We start from the raw sequence: 19,377 nt of genomic DNA on the forward strand, positions 1-19,377 counted from the left end.
ATCAACCTTAGTGAATCACATAATGGCTTTATGCCGCGCAGTATAAACCCCACAGCCGCAACCATTGACCCCCAAGCCCGAATCCGGTTCAGTCGGGGGTCGTTGTTCGAGCGTCAGCGAACAGCCTGGGCCTTCCACCAGCCACAGAATTCATCGAGCGCCGTCCAGAGGCTGACCTTGGGATCGTAATCCAGATAATGCCGCGCGCGGCTGATGTCCAGGGTGAAATTTTTGTTCATGACCTGCATGCCCAGACGCGACAGCGTCGGTTCGGGACGCCCCGGCCACAACTTGCACACGCCCTCGTTGAGCGCCGCCACACTGTAGGCCAGGCCGTAGGAACGGTAGCGGGTGACCTGTGGGACTTCCATGTTGCGCATGACGTAATTGACCACATCCCACAGGGGAATCGGCGTGCCGTTGCTGATGTTGTAAGCCTTGCCCAGCGCAGAGCCGCTGGCCAGCAAACTGCTGAGCAACGCCTCATTGAGGTTTTGCACGCTGGTGAAATCAACTTTGTTCAGACCATTGCCGATGATTGCCAGGCGCCCCTTGCGCTGCATGTTCAACAGGCGCGGGAAGATGCTCATGTCGCCGGCCCCGGTGACGAAACGCGGGCGCAGGGCCAGGGTTTCGAGACCGAACTCCTGGGCACCGAAGACTTTTTGCTCGGCCAGGTACTTGGTGGCGGCGAAAGGGTGTTTGAAGCGCTTGGGCACCTGTTCTTCGGTCAGGCCCAGATGATCGCGACCATCGAAGTAGATCGACGGCGACGATAAATGCACCAGCCGCCGAACCCGTTGCTTCAAGCAGGCTTCGACCACGTTCTCGGTGACCTGGACGTTGCCCTGATGGAAGTCCTGATAACGTCCCCATAATCCAACAGCACCGGCGCAATGCACCACGGCCTCGACGTCCGAGCACAGCTCGCGCGCCAGTTCCGGGTCGCTCAAGTCACCCTGGATGAACTCGGCTCCCCGGCGTACCAGATGCTCCACGCTCTCGGCCCGGCGACCGTTGACCCGCACGTCCAGGCCCTGCTCCAGGGCAAAACGCGCAAAGCGCCCGCCGATGAAGCCGCTTGCGCCGGTAACCAGAATCTTCATGAATTGCTCCGAATATTTCGTTTTGCGTATTACGTGAGGTCTTGACGCTGCGCGTCAGTCCAAGGGCACCAGCCATTGCTTCGATGCGCTGACCAATTGATCGGTGAGCAGCCCCAGCAACTGGCCGCCATTACGCCAATGATGCCAGTACAGCGGCACATCGATCGGCTTATCTGGCAGCAGCTCCTGCAATACACCCCGTTGCAGTTGCTCGCGCACCTGCAGTTCCGGAACCAGCCCCCAGCCCAGACCGGCTTCCGCCAAGCGGATAAAACCTTCGGAGGACGGGCACAAATGGTGTTCGAATCCCCCCTCGACGCCGAGGGACGCAAGGTAGCGATGCTGCAGGAAATCGTCCGGGCCAAATACCAGCGCCGGGGTTCGGGCCAACTGATCGGCGCGTACGCCCTGCGGAAAATGCCGGGCAATAAAGGCGGGGCTGGCCAGCGCACGGTAACGCATGGCCCCCAGCAACACACTGCGCGCCCCCGCCACCGGTCGCTCGCTGGCGCAGACACAAGCCGCCACTTCACCGGCGCGCATGCGCTTGAGACCGACGGTCTGGTCTTCGACCACCAGATCCATCAGCAGATGCTGTTCGGCGCAAAACGCCCCCACGGCCTGCGCCCACCAAGTGGCCAGGCTGTCGGCGTTCAGGGCGATCCGCAGGCGTTCCGGCAGGCCCTCTTCATCCAGCGCCGGCACCAGGCTTTGCAAATCCCGTTCAAGCAATCGCACCTGCTGCACGTGGTTGAGCAGCCGTCGACCGATTTCCGTCGGCGTTGGCGGCGTGGCCCGCACCAGCACCGGCTGACCAACCCGCGCTTCCAGCAGCTTGATACGCTGGGAAATCGCCGATTGCGACAAGCCCAGTACCTGGGCCGCCCGTTCAAAACCGGCCTGTTCGACCACGGCGGCCAGGGCAGAAAGCAATTTATAGTCGAACATCAGTTTTCCTAATGAGCGATCAGCAAGATTGGTTTTTCTTATACAACCTTCACAAGGACAATGACCAGCAAGAACTCTTGAACAAGGATCACCCACATGGCTGGCGAAACTTCATTGGCAACGCTGCTGCGCAGCATGAGCCCGCAACTCAACGCAGGCGAATACGTGTTCTGCACCCTGCGCGACGGTAAATTGCCTACGGATCTGGAGATTGTCGGCAGCTTCCGCGAGCAGGAAGGCCTGACCGTGATTCTCGAGCGTTCCCACGCCGAAACAGCCGGATTCAGCTTCGACTACATCGCCGCCTGGATCACCTTGAACGTACATTCGGCCCTCGAAGCCGTCGGCCTGACCGCCGCGTTCGCCACGGCATTGGGCAAGGCCGGAATCAGCTGCAACGTGATTGCCGGCTACTACCACGACCATTTGTTCGTCGGCCAGGCCGACGCCGACCGTGCCCTGCAAGTGCTGCGGGATCTGGCAGCCAACGCGGAGTAAAAAATCATGTGGCAAAGTTATGTGAACGGGCTGCTCGTGGCCTTCGGCCTGATCATGGCGATCGGCACCCAGAATGCGTTTGTCCTGGCGCAAAGCCTGCGGCGTGAACATCACCTGCCGGTGGCGGCACTCTGCGTGACCTGCGATGCCCTGCTGGTAGCCGCCGGGGTATTCGGCCTGGCGACGGTGCTGGCGCAGAACCCGACGCTGTTGGCCATCGCACGCTGGGGCGGCGCAGCGTTCCTGTTGTGGTACGGCAGCCAGGCGCTGCGCCGGGCCTTCTCGAAGCAGAGCCTTGAGCAGGGCGAAGGCCAGACCGTACGTTCGCTGCGGGCGGTGATGCTCAGCGCGCTGGCGGTGACCTTGCTCAACCCGCACGTCTATCTGGACACCGTTTTGCTGATCGGCTCCCTGGGCGCCCAACAAACCGAGCCCGGCGCTTATGTCGTCGGCGCGGCCAGTGCCTCGCTGCTGTGGTTCTTCACCCTGGCCCTCGGTGCGGCGTGGCTGGCACCGTGGCTCGCCCGGCCCGGCACCTGGCGAATTCTCGATCTGTTGGTGGCGGTGATGATGTTTGCCGTAGCGCTGCAGCTGATCGCGGCCATCTGATTGGCGGAACCTCTATTCCACACAGTTGTTGCGTGGTTATGCCGCCCCCCCGGTGCTATGATCCGACTCCCTGCGCCGCAAAGAGTACAAACTCCCCGGCGCTTGTCTGGCCGCCCGTGATCGGCCTTGCGCTCACCGCAACTGACCTGATTAGGAGAATCATCATGGCTTTCGAATTGCCGCCACTGCCGTACGCACACGATGCCCTGCAGCCGCACATCTCCAAGGAAACCCTGGAGTTCCACCACGACAAGCACCACAACACCTACGTCGTGAACCTGAACAACCTGGTGCCAGGCACCGAGTTCGAAGGCAAGACCCTGGAAGAAATCGTCAAGACTTCCTCGGGCGGTATCTTCAACAACGCCGCTCAGGTCTGGAACCACACTTTCTACTGGAACTGCCTGGCGCCAAACGCTGGCGGTCAACCAACCGGCGCACTGGCTGAAGCCATCAACGCGGCCTTCGGTTCGTTCGACAAGTTCAAGGAAGAGTTCAGCAAGACTTCCATCGGCACCTTCGGTTCCGGTTGGGGCTGGCTGGTGAAGAAGGCTGACGGTTCCCTGGCCCTGGCCAGCACCATCGGCGCCGGCAACCCGCTGACCAACGGCGACACCCCGCTGCTGACCTGCGACGTCTGGGAACACGCTTACTACATCGACTACCGCAACCTGCGTCCGAAGTACGTCGAAGCGTTCTGGAACCTGGTCAACTGGAAATTCGTGGCTGAGCAGTTCGAAGGCAAAACCTTCACCGCTTAAGCTCGATGCCAGTCAAAAAACCCGGCTTTTGCCGGGTTTTTTTATGGAAGGAATATGAGCAAAGGGACGGTGGTGATTGTCCCGCCGTCTTCGCGAGCAGGCTCGCTCCCACAGATCACCCCCCGAGCCAGTGGGAGCGAGCCTGCTCGCGAAGAACGATAACGCGGTCAGCCTGCCAACTACTGTGGATCGAGGTTATCCAGCGCACGATTCACCGCCAGCTCCGCCAACATGACAATCTGCGAAATGGCCAGCGCCGTGTTGCGCTGGGGGCCAGCCAGGCAGGTGGCGAAATCACTCGCCATGACATTGGCTGAAGCCAGTGATTCACAGGCGTGGGCAAGCAGGCTTTCAGTGTCCATGTCGGGGACGATCATGAACATGGTGCGAGGGCTGTAGGGTTTGGTGGTGTTGCAGGGGGGATCAGGGATTAATTTGTCCATAAAACCATTCCTCTAGCGCTGGGGCCACCACTTGCCGTTTCTCACGCGGTGAAGAGGTGGCAGCTATGTGCGAGGTGAGAAACCGGTATGGACACCCGGGCCAGACCTAAGTCTGCCCGCACACAGCCGCCATGACGCATTTACAGACAGCGGATTAGCTGGCGGCGATTATGCGTGCACAGGCTCTGGATGACCATAAGTAGCCGGGTTCTCACACCCGATCGCTGAGTTTCAGCGACAGCCAAAGGTTATTCAGCCCGCTTCCGACGGACAACCTGAAAACTGCGTGGGAAACTTCTGGCGCTTTCCTACACCGCGCTAACGCCCAAAACGTAACGCGGAGCATCTCTGGCCACACTCCCACGCGGGCGTGTGGAAACGATATGTTGGTATGTGGCTGAAAGTACAATGTCGACTGTCCCGCCGTCTTTGCGAGCAGGCTCGCTCACATTGGGTCCCCGGTTTTCAGTCGGGACTTGTGGCCACTGAAGATCCCTGTAGGAGCGAGCTTGCTCGCGAAAAACGTCTGAACAACGCGGGCATTCAGGCAGCCCGCGTTATCGTTGACGTCCATCGCGAGCAAGCTCGCTCCCACAGAAGAGCAAAAGAAAAGGCGGCATACACCCACGCTCCTCACCACTCAACAGGCCGAGCGTTAGCTCGCCTGCAGCTCTTGATCTTGATCCACCCGCCCCCTCGGCAGGCTGAGTGGAGGTGTTCATCCGGGGATTGGCGCGCAGCGCCGTTCGACGCAGTCGAACACATCGCATGTAGGTGCCAGCGAAGCCAACCGGAGGGCGATGCCCCCGGATGAATGCCGGAGCGAAGGAACCCCGAGCCCTGGCGAGGGGCCGTACGTTCGGGGCGAGACTTTTTGGTTCCTTTTGTGTCGTTTGACAAAAGGGACTCGCCGTAAGGGCGAAACCGCCAGCTGCCGTTACCGCAGCAATGGATATGTCCCCCCCCCAAAAAAAACCCGGACGAAGCCAATTTCCCAAGATGAAACCAGCCTCCAGCCCCTTGCTCCCCCGCCCACGCCGACTAACATCAAACAAAAGGAAAATATCTCCATCCCGCCCCTCAAGTTGAAGGACTCGACAACCGACACAGTACTAATAGGCTAACTCGCCAGGTCAACTGCAAATCGGCCAAGCAGCAGGCAAAATCCCCCAAGGATGATTGTCCCTTTGACTGCCATCACGGGATTGCCAATACTCATGGCAACTTGATGCTACCCGCACGGAACAAGGAATAACCCTTTGAAGCTGGAACTCAAGAACAGCTTGTCGGTGAAGTTGCTCCGGGTCGTACTCCTGTCGGCATTGATCGTCGGCGTGGTCTTGAGCTGCGCGCAGATTGTGTTCGATGCCTATAAAACACGCCAGGCCGTCGCCAGCGATGCCGAACGCATCCTCGACATGTTTCGCGACCCCTCGACCCAGGCCGTCTATAGCCTGGACCGGGAAATGGGCATGCAGGTGATCGAAGGCCTGTTTCAGGACGCCGCCGTGCGCAAGGCCTCCATCGGCCACCCCAACGAAGCCATGCTCGCGCAAAAAACCCGCGAATTGCAGCACTCCCACAGCCGCTGGCTGACCGACCTGATTCTTGGCAAGGAACGCACCTTTACCACCCAACTGGTCGGTCGCGGGCCCTACAGTGAGTATTACGGGGACCTGAGCATCACCCTCGATACCGCCACCTACGGCCAAGGGTTCATTGTCAGCTCGGTGATCATCTTCATTTCCGGCGTCCTGCGCGCGCTCGCCATGGGGCTGGTGTTGTACCTGGTCTACCACTGGCTGCTGACCAAGCCGCTGTCGCGGATCATCGAGCACCTCACGGAAATCAATCCGGATCGTCCCAGCGAACACAAGATTCCGCTGCTCAAGGGCCACGAGAACAACGAACTGGGCATCTGGATCAATACCGCCAACCAGTTGCTCGAATCCATCGAACGCAATACCCATCTGCGCCACGAAGCGGAAAACAGCCTGGTGCGCATGTCCCAGTACGATTTCCTGACGGGGCTGCCGAACCGGCAGCAATTGCAGCAGCAACTGGACAAGATCCTTATCGACGCCGGCAAATTGCAGCGCCGGGTTGCGGTGTTGTGTGTCGGCCTCGATGACTTCAAGGGCATCAACGAGCAGTTCAGCTACCAGACCGGCGACCAATTGTTGCTGGCCCTGGCCGATCGCCTGCGCGGTCACAGCGGTCGCCTAGGCGCCCTCGCCCGCCTCGGCGGCGACCAGTTCGCCCTGGTCCAGGCCGATATCGAGCAGCCCTACGAAGCCGCCGAGCTGGCGCAAAGCATTCTCGATGACCTGGAAGCGGCGTTTGCCCTCGATCATCAGGAGATCCGCCTGCGCGCCACTATCGGCATCACCCTGTTCCCCGAGGACGGCAACAGCACCGAGAAGTTGCTGCAAAAGGCCGAGCAGACCATGACGCTGGCCAAGACCCGTTCGCGCAACCGCTATCAGTTCTATATCGCCAGCGTCGATACCGAAATGCGTCGCCGCCGCGAGCTGGAAAAAGACCTGCGCGATGCGTTGATCCGCAATCAGTTCTACCTCGTCTATCAACCGCAGATCAGCTACCGCGACAACCGCGTGGTGGGCGTCGAGGCCCTGATTCGCTGGCAACACCCCGAGCACGGTATGGTGCCGCCGGACCTGTTCATCCCGCTGGCCGAACAGAACGGCACCATCATCGCCATCGGCGAATGGGTGCTGGACCAGGCCTGCAAACAACTACGCGAGTGGCATGACCAGGGTTTCTCCGACCTGCGCATGGCGGTGAACCTGTCTACGGTTCAACTGCACCACGCCGAACTGCCACGGGTGGTCAACAACCTGCTGCAGATGTACCGCCTGCCACCGCGCAGCCTGGAGCTGGAAGTCACCGAAACCGGTCTGATGGAAGACATCAGCACCGCGGCCCAGCACTTGCTCAGCCTGCGCCGCTCCGGCGCGCTGATCGCCATCGACGATTTCGGAACCGGCTATTCGTCCTTGAGCTATCTCAAGAGCCTGCCTCTGGACAAGATCAAGATCGACAAGAGCTTCGTCCAGGACCTGCTCGATGACGACGACGATGCGACCATCGTTCGCGCCATCATCCAGCTGGGCAAAAGCCTGGGCATGCAGGTGATTGCCGAGGGCGTGGAAACCGCCGAGCAAGAGGCCTACATCATTTCCGAAGGCTGCCACGAAGGTCAGGGCTATCACTACAGCAAACCGTTGCCGGCACGGGAACTGGGCGTTTACCTCAAGCAGGCCCAACGCAGCAATGCGGCTATTTTGTAACCCCCCCTGTAGGAGCGAGCTTGCTCGCGATGGTCGTGAACGAAGACGCGGGCAGCCTGAAAAAACGCGTCGCCTTGAGGTCCTTCGCGAGCAAGCTCGCTCCTACAAGGCCGTGCGCCACGCCACGTGAATAAGAAATATTTACAGGTACAACCCTTTACACATAATGCGAAAGATTTGCATTATGTCGCAGTTTTGCGTGTGCATAGCACGACTCCACCCCTATCGAAGCAGGATGTTCGCCATGATTCGTATGCCTCTGGCTACCGCCAGTCTGTTGGCCATCGCTATTTCCCTCGCCGGTTGCGGCGAAGGTAAAGACCAAGAAAAAGCTGCCGCGCCAGCTGCCAGCACTGCAGCTGCCCCGGTTGCTCCAGCCACTGCGCCTGCCGCTGCCGCTGCCGGTAAGGTCGACGAAGCTGCCGCCAAAGCCGTTGTCGCCCATTACGCCGACATCGTTTTCGCCGTTTATAGCGATGCCGAATCCACCGCGAAGACCCTGCAAACCGCCGTAGACGCCTTCCTCGCCAAGCCGAACGCCGACACCCTCAAAGCCGCCAAGGCTGCCTGGGTTGCCGCTCGCGTGCCTTACCTGCAGAGCGAAGTGTTCCGTTTCGGCAACACCATCGTTGACGACTGGGAAGGTCAGCTGAACGCCTGGCCGCTGGACGAAGGCCTGATCGACTACGTCGACAAATCCTACGAACACGCCCTGGGCAACCCGGGTGCCACTGCCAACATCATCGCCAACACTCAAGTGCAGATCGGCGAAGACAAGGTCGATGTCAAAGACATCACCCCGGAAAAACTCGCCAGCCTGAACGAGCTGGGCGGTTCCGAGGCCAACGTCGCCACCGGCTACCACGCCATCGAATTCCTGCTCTGGGGCCAGGACCTGAACGGCACCGGCCCTGGCGCCGGCAACCGTCCGGCTTCGGACTACCTGGAAGGCAAAGGCGCTACCGGCGGTCACAATGATCGTCGTCGTGCCTACCTGAAGTCCGTGACTCAGCTGCTGGTCAGCGATCTGGAAGAAATGGTCGGTAACTGGAAGCCGAACGTGGCCGACAACTACCGCGCCACCCTGGAAGCAGAACCGGCTGAAACCGGCCTGCGCAAAATGCTGTTCGGCATGGGCAGCCTGTCCCTGGGCGAACTGGCGGGCGAGCGCATGAAGGTTTCCCTGGAAGCCAACTCCCCGGAAGACGAACAGGATTGCTTCAGCGACAACACCCACAACTCGCACTTCTACGATGCCAAGGGCATTCGTAACGTGTACCTGGGTGAATACACTCGCGTCGATGGCACCAAAATGACCGGCGCCAGCCTGTCGTCCCTGGTGGCCAAAGCCGACCCGGCTGCCGACACCGCGCTCAAAGACGACCTGGCCGCCACTGAAGCCAAGCTTCAGATCATGGTCGACCACGCCAACAAGGGCGAGCACTACGACCAGTTGATCGCTGCCGGCAACACCGCAGGCAACCAGATCGTCCGTGACGCCATCGCTTCCCTGGTCAAGCAGACCGGTTCGATCGAAGCCGCCGCTGGCAAACTGGGTATCGCCGACCTGAACCCGGACAACGCTGATCACGAGTTCTGATCAACGCTGGCCGAGTGAAAAAGGCGACCTTCGGGTCGCCTTTTTCTTGCCTGCTTTTTGGGTGACGCTCATGGCCTCATCGCGGGCAAGCCCGCTCCCACAGTATCCGTGCTGATCACATCATCTGTGAGCACCTTCAATCCCTGTGGGAGCGTGGCTTGCCCGCGATGGCTGCACCGCGGTCTCAAGTGAAAACCTTGCCCCACATCAAGCAAACGATAATTCCTCTTATTCAAATTCCCATCCCCTGTTAGACTTTGCGCCCTTGTTTTGCTCGTCTTGCAGGATGTCTGATGCCCCCGCTGCCTCTTCGCTTGTCCGCACTGTTTCTGGCCCTGGGCCTGAGTGCCTGCGATGACGCCCCGAAATTCACCCGGGCCGAACCCGGTGAAGCCCGCTCCGGCGGCAGTGCGACGGTGCGCAAGACCGATCAGAACGCGTTTTCCATGCCCTCGGCGAACCTGCCGCCATCACGGCGTGTGGATTTCAGTGTCGGCAACAGCTTCTTCCGCAGCCCTTGGGTGATCGCCCCGTCGACGACGACCGCTCGCGATGGTCTCGGTCCACTGTTCAACACCAATGCCTGCCAGGGCTGCCACATCAAGGACGGCCGCGGCCATCCGCCGACGCCCGACGATGTGAACGCGGTGTCGATGCTGGTACGCCTGTCGATTCCCGATGCCCCGGCGTATGCCAAGGTCATCGAACAGCTCGGCGTGGTGCCGGAGCCCGTCTACGGCGGCCAGTTCCAGGACATGTCCGTACCCGGCGTGGCCCCCGAAGGCAAAGTGCGGGTCGATTACACCCCCGTGCCGGTTCGCTTCAAGGACGGCACCGAAGTCGAGTTACGCAAACCGAGCCTGAACATCACCCAGCTGGGTTACGGCCCGATGCACCCCGACACCCGTTTCTCGGCCCGCGTGGCGCCGCCAATGATTGGCCTGGGCCTGCTCGAAGCGATCCCCGAGGAGGCGATCCTGGCCAACGCCGAGGCACAGGCCAAGGCGAACAACGGCATCAACGGGCGACCGAACCGGGTCTGGGATGACGCTCTGCAAAAGACCGTTCTGGGACGATTTGGCTGGAAAGCCGGACAACCGAACCTCAATCAACAGAATGTCCACGCGTTCTCGGGAGATATGGGGCTCACAACCAGCCTTAGACCCCTTGATGACTGCACGGACGCGCAAACGGCCTGCAAACAGGCACCCAGTGGCAACGGCCCCGATGGCGAGCCGGAAGTCAGCGACAACATCCTGCGCCTGGTGCTGTTCTACAGCCGCAACCTTGCCGTACCGGCCCGCCGTGACGTCAACGCCCCTGAAGTGCTGGCCGGCAAGACCCTGTTTTATCAGGCCGGTTGCCAGTCCTGTCACACACCGAAATACACCACCGCCGCCAATGCCGCCGAACCTGAACTGGCCAATCAAGTGATTCGCCCGTACAGCGATCTGCTGCTGCATGACATGGGCGACGGCCTGGCCGACAACCGTAGCGAATTCCAGGCCAGCGGCCGCCAATGGCGCACCCCGCCGTTATGGGGCATCGGCCTGACACAGGCGGTCAGCGGCCACACCCAGTTCCTGCACGACGGCCGCGCCCGCAACCTGCTCGAAGCCGTGCTCTGGCATGGCGGCGAGGCGACTGCGGCGCAACAACAGGTTTTGTCTTTCAATGCCGAGCAACGCGCTGCGTTGCTGGCGTTCCTGAATTCCCTTTAACACGCATTCCACTCGCGGGAGCCCGACATGTTCCGTCCCAAACTGTTGTTCACCAGCCTTGCCGCCCTCGCCCTGGGCGCCTGCTCGCCCCAGGACCCGCAAGCGGTCACGTCGGCGGCCATTGCCAAGTCGGTGATCCTGCCGACCTACACCCGCTGGGTTGAGGCCGACCGTCAATTGGCGGTCAGCGCCCTCGCCTACTGCGAAGGCAAGGAAAACCTGGAAACCGCCCGTGCCGACTTCCTGCATGCGCAAAAAGCCTGGGCCGAACTGCAACCGCTGCTGATCGGGCCTTTGGCCGAAGGCAACCGTTCGTGGCAAGTGCAGTTCTGGCCGGACAAGAAAAACCTGGTCGGCCGTCAGGTCGAGCAACTGGTCACCGCCCAGCCGCAAATCGATGCCGCCGCCCTGGCCAAGTCCAGCGTCGTGGTACAGGGGCTCTCGGCCTACGAATACATTCTGTTCGACAGCAAGCCCGACGTGGCCAACGCTGAGCAGAAGAGCAAATACTGCCCGCTGCTGATCGCCATCGGCGAACGCCAGAAGCAATTGGCCGAAGAAATTCTGCAAACCTGGAACAACACCGACGGCATGCTCGCGCAAATGAGCAAGTTCCCGAACCAGCGCTACGCGGACTCCCACGAAGCGATCGCCGATTTGCTGCGCGTGCAAGTCACCGCCATCGACACCCTGAAGAAAAAGCTCGGCACGCCGATGGGCCGCCAGAGCAAGGGCGTGCCGCAACCATTCCAGGCCGATGCATGGCGCAGCCAGGCGTCCCTGACCAGCCTCGAAGCCAGCCTCGCGGCCGCCAGGACCGTCTGGGAAGGTGTGGATAACAAAGGCCTGCGCGGCCTGTTGCCGAGCGAGCAGAAGCCGTTGGCCGACAAGATCGATGCAGCCTATGCCGCCTCGCTGAAGCTGTTCGCCGGCAACCAGCGCTCGCTGACCGACATGCTCAATGACGAGGCCGGCCGCCAGCAACTCAACGAGCTGTATGACAGCCTCAACGTCGTCCATCGCCTGCACGAGGCCGATCTGGCCAAGGCACTGGGCATCCAGCTGGGCTTCAACGCCAACGACGGTGACTGATGAGGGCCGGTTCCATGCTGCGACGCCAGGTTCTGACATTAGGTAGTTTGCTGCTGGGTGCAGTGACGCTGGGCGGCTGGAAGCTGTTCAAGCAAAAGGACAGGAGTCCGTTGTTGCTTTCGGCACGGGACGACACCGACGGCCAGCATTACGCCGTCGGTTATCGGCTCGATGGCACCCAAGTGTTCGCCACCCGGGTCGGCCAGCGTTGCCACGACATCATCAACCACCCGACACAGCCGATTGCGCTGTTCGTCGCTCGCCGTCCGGGCACCGAGAGCTACCTGATCGACCTGCGCGACGGCGCGCTCCTGCAAACCGTGGTGTCACAGCCGAACCGGCACTTCTACGGGCACGCGGTCATTCACCACAGCGGCGACTGGCTGTACGCCACGGAAAACGACACCTCCGATCCGGGGCGCGGCCTGCTCGGCGTGTATAAGTTCGAAGGCGAACGGCTGGTGCACGGTGGTGAGATTTCCACCCACGGCCTCGGTCCGCATCAGGTGTCGTGGATGCCCGATGGCGAAACCCTGGTGGTGGCCAACGGCGGGATTCGCACCGAGGCCGAAAGCCGGGTGGAGATGAACCTCAGCGCCATGGAACCGAGCCTGGTCCTGATGCACCGCGACGGCACCCTGCTGAGCAAGGAAACCCTCGCCCAGCAGATGAACAGCGTGCGTCATCTGGCCATCGCCAGCGACGGCACCATCGTCGCCAGCCAGCAGTTCATGGGTGCGGCCCACGAGTCGTCGGAGTTGCTGGCGATCAAGCGCCCCGGTCAGCCCTTCGTCGCGTTCCCGGTACCCGAGCACCAGTTGCAGGCCATGGGACACTACACCGCCAGCGTCGCAATACACAGCGACTTGCGCCTGGTGGCGTTGACCGCACCGCGGGGCAACCGCTTTTTCATCTGGGACCTGGACAGCGGTGAAGTACGCCTGGACGCGCCACTGCCCGATTGCGCCGGGGTCGGTGCCGTGGCCGATGGTTTTGTCGTGACCTCGGGCCAGGGGCGCTGCCGCTACTACGATTGCCGCCAGACAAACCTCGTTGCAAAACCGCTGGAGCTACCCGCAGGGCTCTGGGACAACCATCTGCATCTGATGGCCTGAATCATTGAAAAGATCGCCGGCCTGGGCCGCGCCTGCATCGGGATGACGTACACCCCGCAGGTGAGACCCGAGACGGCGAATCTTTTCAGGCTTTCCCCCCTCTAATACCTCACAACCTGTAAAAACGGCAGTTGGATTTACCCTCTACACTCGCGGTAATGTTCCCTGCTGTCTCACCTGATTTTCTCCAAGGAACTGGAATATGCTGCGTCGCCGCATGCTGATCATGTTGGGTGTGGTTCTATTGATTGTGCTGGCCCTGGCTGCGTACAAAGCCTTCTCGATCTATACGATGGTTCAAGGCTTCTCTGTGCCCAGACCGGCCGTCAGCGTTGCCGTGGCCACCGCCACCGAGCGCCCATGGCAAGCCCGCCTGCCTACCGTTGGCACGCTCAAGGCATTGCAGGGGGTGGACCTGAGCCTGGAGACCGATGGCACCGTCATCGATCTCCAGTTCGAGTCGGGGCAGAAGGTCAAGGCCGGCCAACCACTCCTGCGCCTCGACAGCGCCGTTGAAAGTGCCCTGCTGGAAACTGCTCTGGCCGACCTCGGGTTGGCACAGCTTGATTACGGTCGCGGTAGCCAACTGGTCGGCAGCCAGGCCATTTCCAAAGGCGAATTCGACCGACTTTCGGCGGTGCTGAAAAAGAGCAAGGCCACGGTCAATCAACTCAAGGCTGCGCTCGGCAAAAAAAGCATCATCGCGCCGTTCAGCGGCACCATTGGCATTCGTCAGGTGGACGTTGGCGACTACATGGCCAGTGGCACCATGATCGCCACCCTGCAAGACCTCAGTAGCCTGTATGTCGACTTTTTTGTGCCCGAGCAGTCGGTGCCGAAGATTGCGCTCGGCCAGCCAGTGCAGGTCATTGTCGCGGCGTATCCGACCGTGGAGTACCCCGGCACCATCAGTGCAATCAACCCTAAAGTCGAGAACAGCACCCGTAACGTGCAGGTCCGCGCCACCCTGGCCAACCCCGATGGCAAGTTGATGCCAGGCATGTTCGCCAGCCTCCAGGTGCTCCTGCCCGACCCGCAACCGCGCATCGTGGTGCCGGAAAGCGCGATTACCTACACGCTCTACGGCAACTCGGTGTATGTGGCCGTACCAAAGAAAGCCGAGGATGGCAGCCTGGTAAAGGACGACAAGGGCCAACCGGTGCTGATCGCCGAACGGCGGTTTGTCGAGACCGGCGAACGCCGCGATGGGCAAGTGATGATCACCAAAGGCGTGCAGAGCGGCGAGAAAGTGGTGACCGCCGGCCAGCTCAAACTGGATAACGGCTCACGCATTGCCATCAGCGACGACAAGACCCTGGCCGGGCAGAACAGCCAGCCACGCGCGGACTGATCAAGGAATTCCCATGGCTTTTACCGACCCGTTCATCCGCCGTCCGGTTCTCGCTACCGTGGTCAGTCTGTTGATTGTACTACTGGGCTTTCAGGCCTGGAGCAAGCTGCCGCTACGCCAGTACCCGCAAATGGAAAACGCCCTGATCACGGTGACCACCGCCTACCCCGGGGCCAACGCCGAGACCATCCAGGGCTACATCACCCAACCGATGCAGCAAAGCCTGGCCAGCGCCGAGGGCATCGACTACATGACCTCGGTCAGTCGCCAGAATTTCTCGGTGATCTCGATCTACGCGCGCGTCGGCGCCAATAGCGACCGTCTGTTTACCGAACTGCTGGCCAAGGCCAACGAGGTCAAGAACCAGCTGCCCCAGGACGCTGAAGACCCGGTGCTGAGCAAAGAATCGGCCGATGCGTCAGTGCTGATGTACATCAGCTACTTCAGCAAGGAGTTGAGCAACCCGCAGATTACCGATTACCTGTCACGGGTGATCCAGCCCAAGCTGGCGACCTTGCCCGGCATGGCCGAAGCCGAGATCCTCGGTAACCAGGTATTTGCCATGCGCCTGTGGCTGGACCCGATGAAGCTGGCGGGTTTCGGCCTCAGTGCCAGCGATGTGACCAATGCGGTGCGCCAGTACAACTTCCTCTCTGCCGCCGGCGAGGTGAAGGGCGAATACGTGGTCACCAGCATCAACGCCAATACCGAACTCAAGTCCGCCGAAGCCTTCGGGACGATTCCGCTCAAGGTCGATGGCGACAGCCGAGTGTTGCTGCGGGATGTGGCGCGCGTGGAAATGGGTGCGGAGAACTACGACTCCATCAGCTCGTTCGGTGGCACCCCGTCGGTGTACATCGGCATCAAGGCGACGCCCGGCGCCAACCCGCTGGAAGTGATCAAGGAAGTGCGCAAGATCATGCCGGACCTGGAGGCCCAGCTACCGCCGAACCTCAAGGGTGAAATCGCCTACGACGCCACCCTGTTCATCCAGGCCTCGATCGACGAAGTGGTGAAGACCCTGTTCGAAGCGGTGCTGATCGTGATCGTGGTGGTGTTCCTGTTCCTCGGTGCCCTGCGCTCGGTGGTGATCCCGGTGGTGACCATCCCGCTGTCGATGATCGGCGTCATGTTCTTCATGCAGATGATGGGGTACTCGATCAACCTGCTCACCCTGCTGGCGATGGTATTGGCCATCGGCCTGGTGGTGGACGATGCCATCGTGGTGGTGGAAAACATTCACCGTCACATCGAGGAAGGCAGGACACCGCTCGAGGCCGCCATTGAAGGCGCCCGGGAAATCGCCATGCCGGTGGTTTCGATGACTATCACCCTGGCGGCGGTGTACGCACCGATCGGTTTCCTGACTGGCCTGACCGGGGCGCTGTTCAAGGAGTTCGCCCTGACCCTGGCCGGCGCGGTGGTGATTTCCGGTATCGTCGCCCTGACCCTGTCGCCGATGATGTGTGCGTTTCTGCTGCGTCACGACGAGAACCCCAGCGGCCTGGCCCATCGCCTGGACATGATTTTCGAACGCCTCAAGCGCCGCTACCAGAGCCTGCTTCACGGCACCCTCAACACCCGGCCGGTGGTGCTGGTGTTCGCCGTGATCGTGTTGTGCCTGATTCCGGTCCTTCTCAACTTCACCAAATCGGAACTGGCGCCGGATGAGGATCAGGGCATCATTTTCATGATTGCCAACGCCCCGCAACCGACCAACCTCGACTACCTGAACACCTACACCGACGAGTTCGTCTCGATCTTCAAGGCGTTTCCCGAGTACTACTCGTCGTTTCAGATCAACGGTTTCAACGGCGTGCAATCGGGCATCGGCGGTTTCCTGCTCAAGCCATGGGACGATCGCAGTCGAACGCAAATGGCGATCCTGCCCGAGGTGCAAGCCAAACTGGAAAAGATCCCGGGGCTGCAGATCTTCGGCTTCAACCTGCCGTCGCTGCCGGGCACCGGCGAAGGCGTGCCGTTCCAGTTCGTCATCAACTCCGCCAACGATTACGAATTGCTGCTGCAGGTGGTCGACCGGGTAAAAAAACGTGCGAAGGAATCCGGCAAGTTTGCGTTTGTCCACGTTGACCTAGCCTTCGACAAGCCGGAAGTGGTGGTGGATATCGACCGTGCCAAGGCTGCGCAGATGGGGGTTTCCATGCAGGACCTGGGGGGGACTCTGGCGACCCTGCTGGGTGAAGGCGAGATCAACCGATTCACCATTGAAGGTCGCAGCTACAAGGTCATTGCCCAGGTCGAGCGGCCGTTCCGTGACAATCCGGACTGGCTGAACAATTACTACGTGAAAAACACCAAGGGTGAACTGTTGGCGTTGTCGACCCTGATCACCGTCACCGACCGTGCCCGACCGAGACAGCTGAACCAGTTCCAGCAACTCAACTCGGCCATCCTGTCCGGCGTGCCGCTGGTGAGCATGGGGGAAGCCATCGACCTCGTGCGCCAGATCGCCCGGGAAGAGGCACCCGCCGGTTTTGCCTTCGACTACGCCGGCGCATCGAGGCAGTACGTTCAGGAAGGCAGTGCCCTGTGGGTCACCTTTGCCCTGGCGCTGGCGATCATTTTCCTGGTGCTGGCGGCCCAGTTCGAAAGCTTCCGCGACCCGTTGGTGATCCTGGTCACCGTGCCTCTGTCTATCTGCGGTGCATTGATTCCGCTGTTCCTGGGCTGGTCGAGCATGAACATCTATACCCAGGTCGGGCTGGTGACCTTGATCGGGCTTATCAGCAAACACGGCATTCTGATCGTCGAGTTCGCCAACCAGTTACGCAAGGACAAGGGCCTGACCGCACGGGAAGCGGTGGAGGAAGCGGCGGCCATCCGGCTGCGTCCGGTCTTGATGACCACGGCGGCAATGGTGTTCGGCATGGTGCCATTGATCATCGCCAGCGGTGCTGGCGCGGTCAGCCGGTTCGACATCGGCACGGTCATCGCGACCGGCATGTCGATCGGCACACTGTTCACCTTGTTTGTATTGCCTTGCGTCTACACCTTGCTGGCCAAGCCGGATAAACCCTGATGCAGAAAAACCTGTGGGAGCCCGAAGTCAGGGCAATAAAAAAAGGCCTCGCATCAGCGAGGCCTTTCATTTTGGCTTCAATCGGTTCAACTCTGCGGCCTCAATCCCTGAGAAAGTCCGAACATGAACAGCAACAAGTCATGATCGGGTCGAGTGGCCACGGATGCCTTGGCAATCCGTGGCAACGGACAATGTTCTTCTGCGTTTATCGAGCTGAGAACCTGGGGGCGTGGTTGCTCCCAGGTTGCCATCGCGATCGATGCAACTGCCAAGGCTCCTACCAGAAACAAACCTCGTGCAATTTCGAGTTTCATCGCTATAAACCCTTGATAGCGCTGCCAAACGCCGTCTCATAAAAGTAGATGAGTTTTTCCCAGTCTGCGTCGCTGAACGACGAGTGGCGACGCAATTGCTTCATGTCATGGACAGCTGCGCGATGGGCCGTCAAACGCTGTCGGCATTTCTCCAGATCGATCAGGGCCACTTCGACCTTGGCCGTCTCGCCCTCACCGGTCACGCGAACGAATACGTGCTTGTCGTAAATACATCCGTGCTGCCAGCGGCCCTTATGCATGCGAGCCAGGTTTTCAGCCAGGTCCTTGAGCACTCGTTCGTTTATGGCTTCACCATGACGCTCGCGACCGCCACCGGCGTACCAGCGATCGATTTCCTCGAAGCCGTCCAGCGACTTGGTGACCAGCAAGGCACGCCACTTGTGCACAGGATCGCGCTGTGCGCCACAGAAAACGATTTCCGGAACCCGTACGCCAAGCGCGGTCACACCGGTGAGCGCAGCATGCTCGCGCATGACCGTCGGCCGCCCGAAAGGATGCTGAAAGCTACGATGGATATGCCCGGTCTGGCGCTTGACGTAGAGCAGTTGACCATCACTGCCCATCAGGCGTTGAACGCCGCTTTCCCCGCCGCGACGGACGTTGGGTTCTTCTACCCATTCACCGCGCTGATTCCAAAAGTAATCGAAGCGGTCCTGGGGAACGACTTCCGTTTCTGCTGCACACTGCACTGCCATCCTGTTACCTCTTGCGTAATACGTAAACTCGCCACATGGCATAGAGCGGCAAAAAGTCCAGTTGTTCCTGGATTCGGAAACCCGCCTGCTCAAATTCCTTCTCTACGGTAGCGGCCGGTAACACAAACCGGTTTTGGTAACCTTCCTGCCCACGGGTTTTCTCCGAACGCTTGCGTTTCCAGGCCTTGAAGTTGCCATCGACCCACAGCGAAAGGATCACGCTGTCGCGGGAAACCCGCTCGAATTCACGCAAAATAGCCATGCGATGCTTGGCTTCACCGACGTGGTGGAGCAAACGCATGCAAAAAATGCTGTCGACGGCGTTGTCCGGCAAGGCGATGTCGAATACAGATGTGTGCAAGGGTTGTACCCGCTTCACCACATCGGCAGGTTGCGCCTGGGTTGCGACCTTCAGCATGGACTGCGAGTTATCGGCACCGATGATCACACGGTTGGATTTTTCCGCCAACAAGGGCCAAAAACGCCCTGCACCACAAGGCAAATCGAGGACCAGACCAGGCTCGCCAACCAGGGCCAGAGCCTTGCGCGCCAGTTGTTCGTCACGCCAGTGGGACAATCGACGGCCGAGACCTTCCTGGTGTTTGCGCAAATAGCGTTGCGCGTGTTGATCGTCGTACTTTTCGGAAAAATCGAGCTTGATCGGGCCGTCCATCATCAGGTCTCCTGAACTTCTGATAGCAGCTACCTTAGATTTTGTAGTGTCGGCGTCTGGTCATCCATTTGTGAAAATA

The 19,377-nt window shown here is 60.4% G+C and carries 16 protein-coding genes; 10 read left to right on the forward strand and 6 right to left on the reverse strand.

The genetic code is table 11. The features are described 5' to 3' along the window. Window positions 1–113: 113 nt before the first annotated feature. Complete coding sequence (locus AC1RDQ_RS14380) at window positions 114–1,106, reverse strand: NAD-dependent epimerase/dehydratase family protein (protein WP_154863421.1); 993 nt, start codon at window positions 1,104–1,106, stop codon at window positions 114–116. A gap of 54 nt (window positions 1,107–1,160) precedes the next feature. Beyond that, complete coding sequence (locus AC1RDQ_RS14385) at window positions 1,161–2,054, reverse strand: LysR family transcriptional regulator ArgP (protein WP_057713462.1); 894 nt, start codon at window positions 2,052–2,054, stop codon at window positions 1,161–1,163. 96 nt (window positions 2,055–2,150) lie between these two features. Here AC1RDQ_RS14385 and AC1RDQ_RS14390 point away from each other — a divergent pair, with 96 nt between their 5' ends. From AC1RDQ_RS14390 to AC1RDQ_RS14400, 3 genes are all read left to right on the forward strand, one after another. Further along, complete coding sequence (locus tag AC1RDQ_RS14390) at window positions 2,151–2,552, forward strand: ACT domain-containing protein (protein ID WP_150813343.1); 402 nt, start codon at window positions 2,151–2,153, stop codon at window positions 2,550–2,552. Between the two features lie 6 nt (window positions 2,553–2,558). Continuing rightward, complete coding sequence (locus AC1RDQ_RS14395) at window positions 2,559–3,161, forward strand: LysE/ArgO family amino acid transporter (protein ID WP_057713460.1); 603 nt, start codon at window positions 2,559–2,561, stop codon at window positions 3,159–3,161. Between the two features lie 164 nt (window positions 3,162–3,325). Further along, window positions 3,326–3,922 carry a superoxide dismutase gene (locus AC1RDQ_RS14400; RefSeq protein WP_008022038.1) on the forward strand — a complete coding sequence of 199 codons (597 nt, stop codon included), beginning with the start codon at window positions 3,326–3,328 and terminating at the stop codon, window positions 3,920–3,922. Between the two features lie 179 nt (window positions 3,923–4,101). Here AC1RDQ_RS14400 and AC1RDQ_RS14405 read toward each other — a convergent pair whose 3' ends face one another. Further along, window positions 4,102–4,365 carry a DUF6124 family protein gene (locus AC1RDQ_RS14405; protein WP_090457509.1) on the reverse strand — a complete coding sequence of 88 codons (264 nt, stop codon included), beginning with the start codon at window positions 4,363–4,365 and terminating at the stop codon, window positions 4,102–4,104. A gap of 1,259 nt (window positions 4,366–5,624) precedes the next feature. Here AC1RDQ_RS14405 and AC1RDQ_RS14410 point away from each other — a divergent pair. The 7 genes from AC1RDQ_RS14410 to AC1RDQ_RS14440 all read left to right on the forward strand — a co-directional run bounded on the left by AC1RDQ_RS14410 (window position 5,625) and on the right by AC1RDQ_RS14440 (window position 17,595). Further along, window positions 5,625–7,676 carry a putative bifunctional diguanylate cyclase/phosphodiesterase gene (locus AC1RDQ_RS14410; protein WP_057713458.1) on the forward strand — a complete coding sequence of 684 codons (2,052 nt, stop codon included), beginning with the start codon at window positions 5,625–5,627 and terminating at the stop codon, window positions 7,674–7,676. Window positions 7,677–7,920: 244 nt separating this feature from the next. After that, window positions 7,921–9,276, forward strand: coding sequence for an imelysin family protein (locus AC1RDQ_RS14415; protein ID WP_492587575.1), 1,356 nt, complete (start codon window positions 7,921–7,923; stop codon window positions 9,274–9,276). 293 nt (window positions 9,277–9,569) lie between these two features. Then, entirely contained in the window at window positions 9,570–10,997 is a 1,428-nt protein-coding gene (locus AC1RDQ_RS14420; RefSeq protein WP_340313057.1) for a di-heme oxidoreductase family protein, read from the forward strand. A 27-nt stretch (window positions 10,998–11,024) separates the two neighbouring features. Then, window positions 11,025–12,089: an imelysin family protein gene (locus AC1RDQ_RS14425; RefSeq protein WP_223445979.1), complete on the forward strand. Its 1,065-nt coding sequence runs from the start codon at window positions 11,025–11,027 to the stop codon at window positions 12,087–12,089. Window positions 12,090–12,103: 14 nt separating this feature from the next. After that, a complete protein-coding gene (locus AC1RDQ_RS14430) occupies window positions 12,104–13,204 on the forward strand; it encodes a DUF1513 domain-containing protein (protein WP_492587576.1) in 1,101 nt (366 codons plus the stop codon). A gap of 202 nt (window positions 13,205–13,406) precedes the next feature. After that, window positions 13,407–14,555 carry an efflux RND transporter periplasmic adaptor subunit gene (locus AC1RDQ_RS14435; protein ID WP_090457521.1) on the forward strand — a complete coding sequence of 383 codons (1,149 nt, stop codon included), beginning with the start codon at window positions 13,407–13,409 and terminating at the stop codon, window positions 14,553–14,555. 13 nt (window positions 14,556–14,568) lie between these two features. Then, entirely contained in the window at window positions 14,569–17,595 is a 3,027-nt protein-coding gene (locus AC1RDQ_RS14440; protein WP_492587577.1) for a multidrug efflux RND transporter permease subunit, read from the forward strand. Window positions 17,596–17,681: 86 nt separating this feature from the next. Here the strand turns inward: AC1RDQ_RS14440 and AC1RDQ_RS14445 are convergent, their stop codons facing one another. From AC1RDQ_RS14445 to AC1RDQ_RS14455, 3 genes are read right to left on the reverse strand one after another with little or no spacing between them, the layout of a single operon-like run. Further along, window positions 17,682–17,909, reverse strand: a complete 228-nt coding sequence (locus AC1RDQ_RS14445) for a hypothetical protein (RefSeq protein ID WP_079246712.1) — start codon at window positions 17,907–17,909, stop codon at window positions 17,682–17,684. A gap of 2 nt (window positions 17,910–17,911) precedes the next feature. After that, on the reverse strand, window positions 17,912–18,625 hold the full coding sequence (locus tag AC1RDQ_RS14450; protein WP_340313043.1) for a lipopolysaccharide kinase InaA family protein: 714 nt from the start codon (window positions 18,623–18,625) through the stop codon (window positions 17,912–17,914). A gap of 4 nt (window positions 18,626–18,629) precedes the next feature. Further along, on the reverse strand, window positions 18,630–19,298 hold the full coding sequence (locus AC1RDQ_RS14455) for a class I SAM-dependent methyltransferase (RefSeq protein ID WP_492587664.1): 669 nt from the start codon (window positions 19,296–19,298) through the stop codon (window positions 18,630–18,632). Window positions 19,299–19,377 lie beyond the last annotated feature (79 nt).

Source organism: Pseudomonas sp. GW823-FHT02E01, from assembly GCF_058797535.1.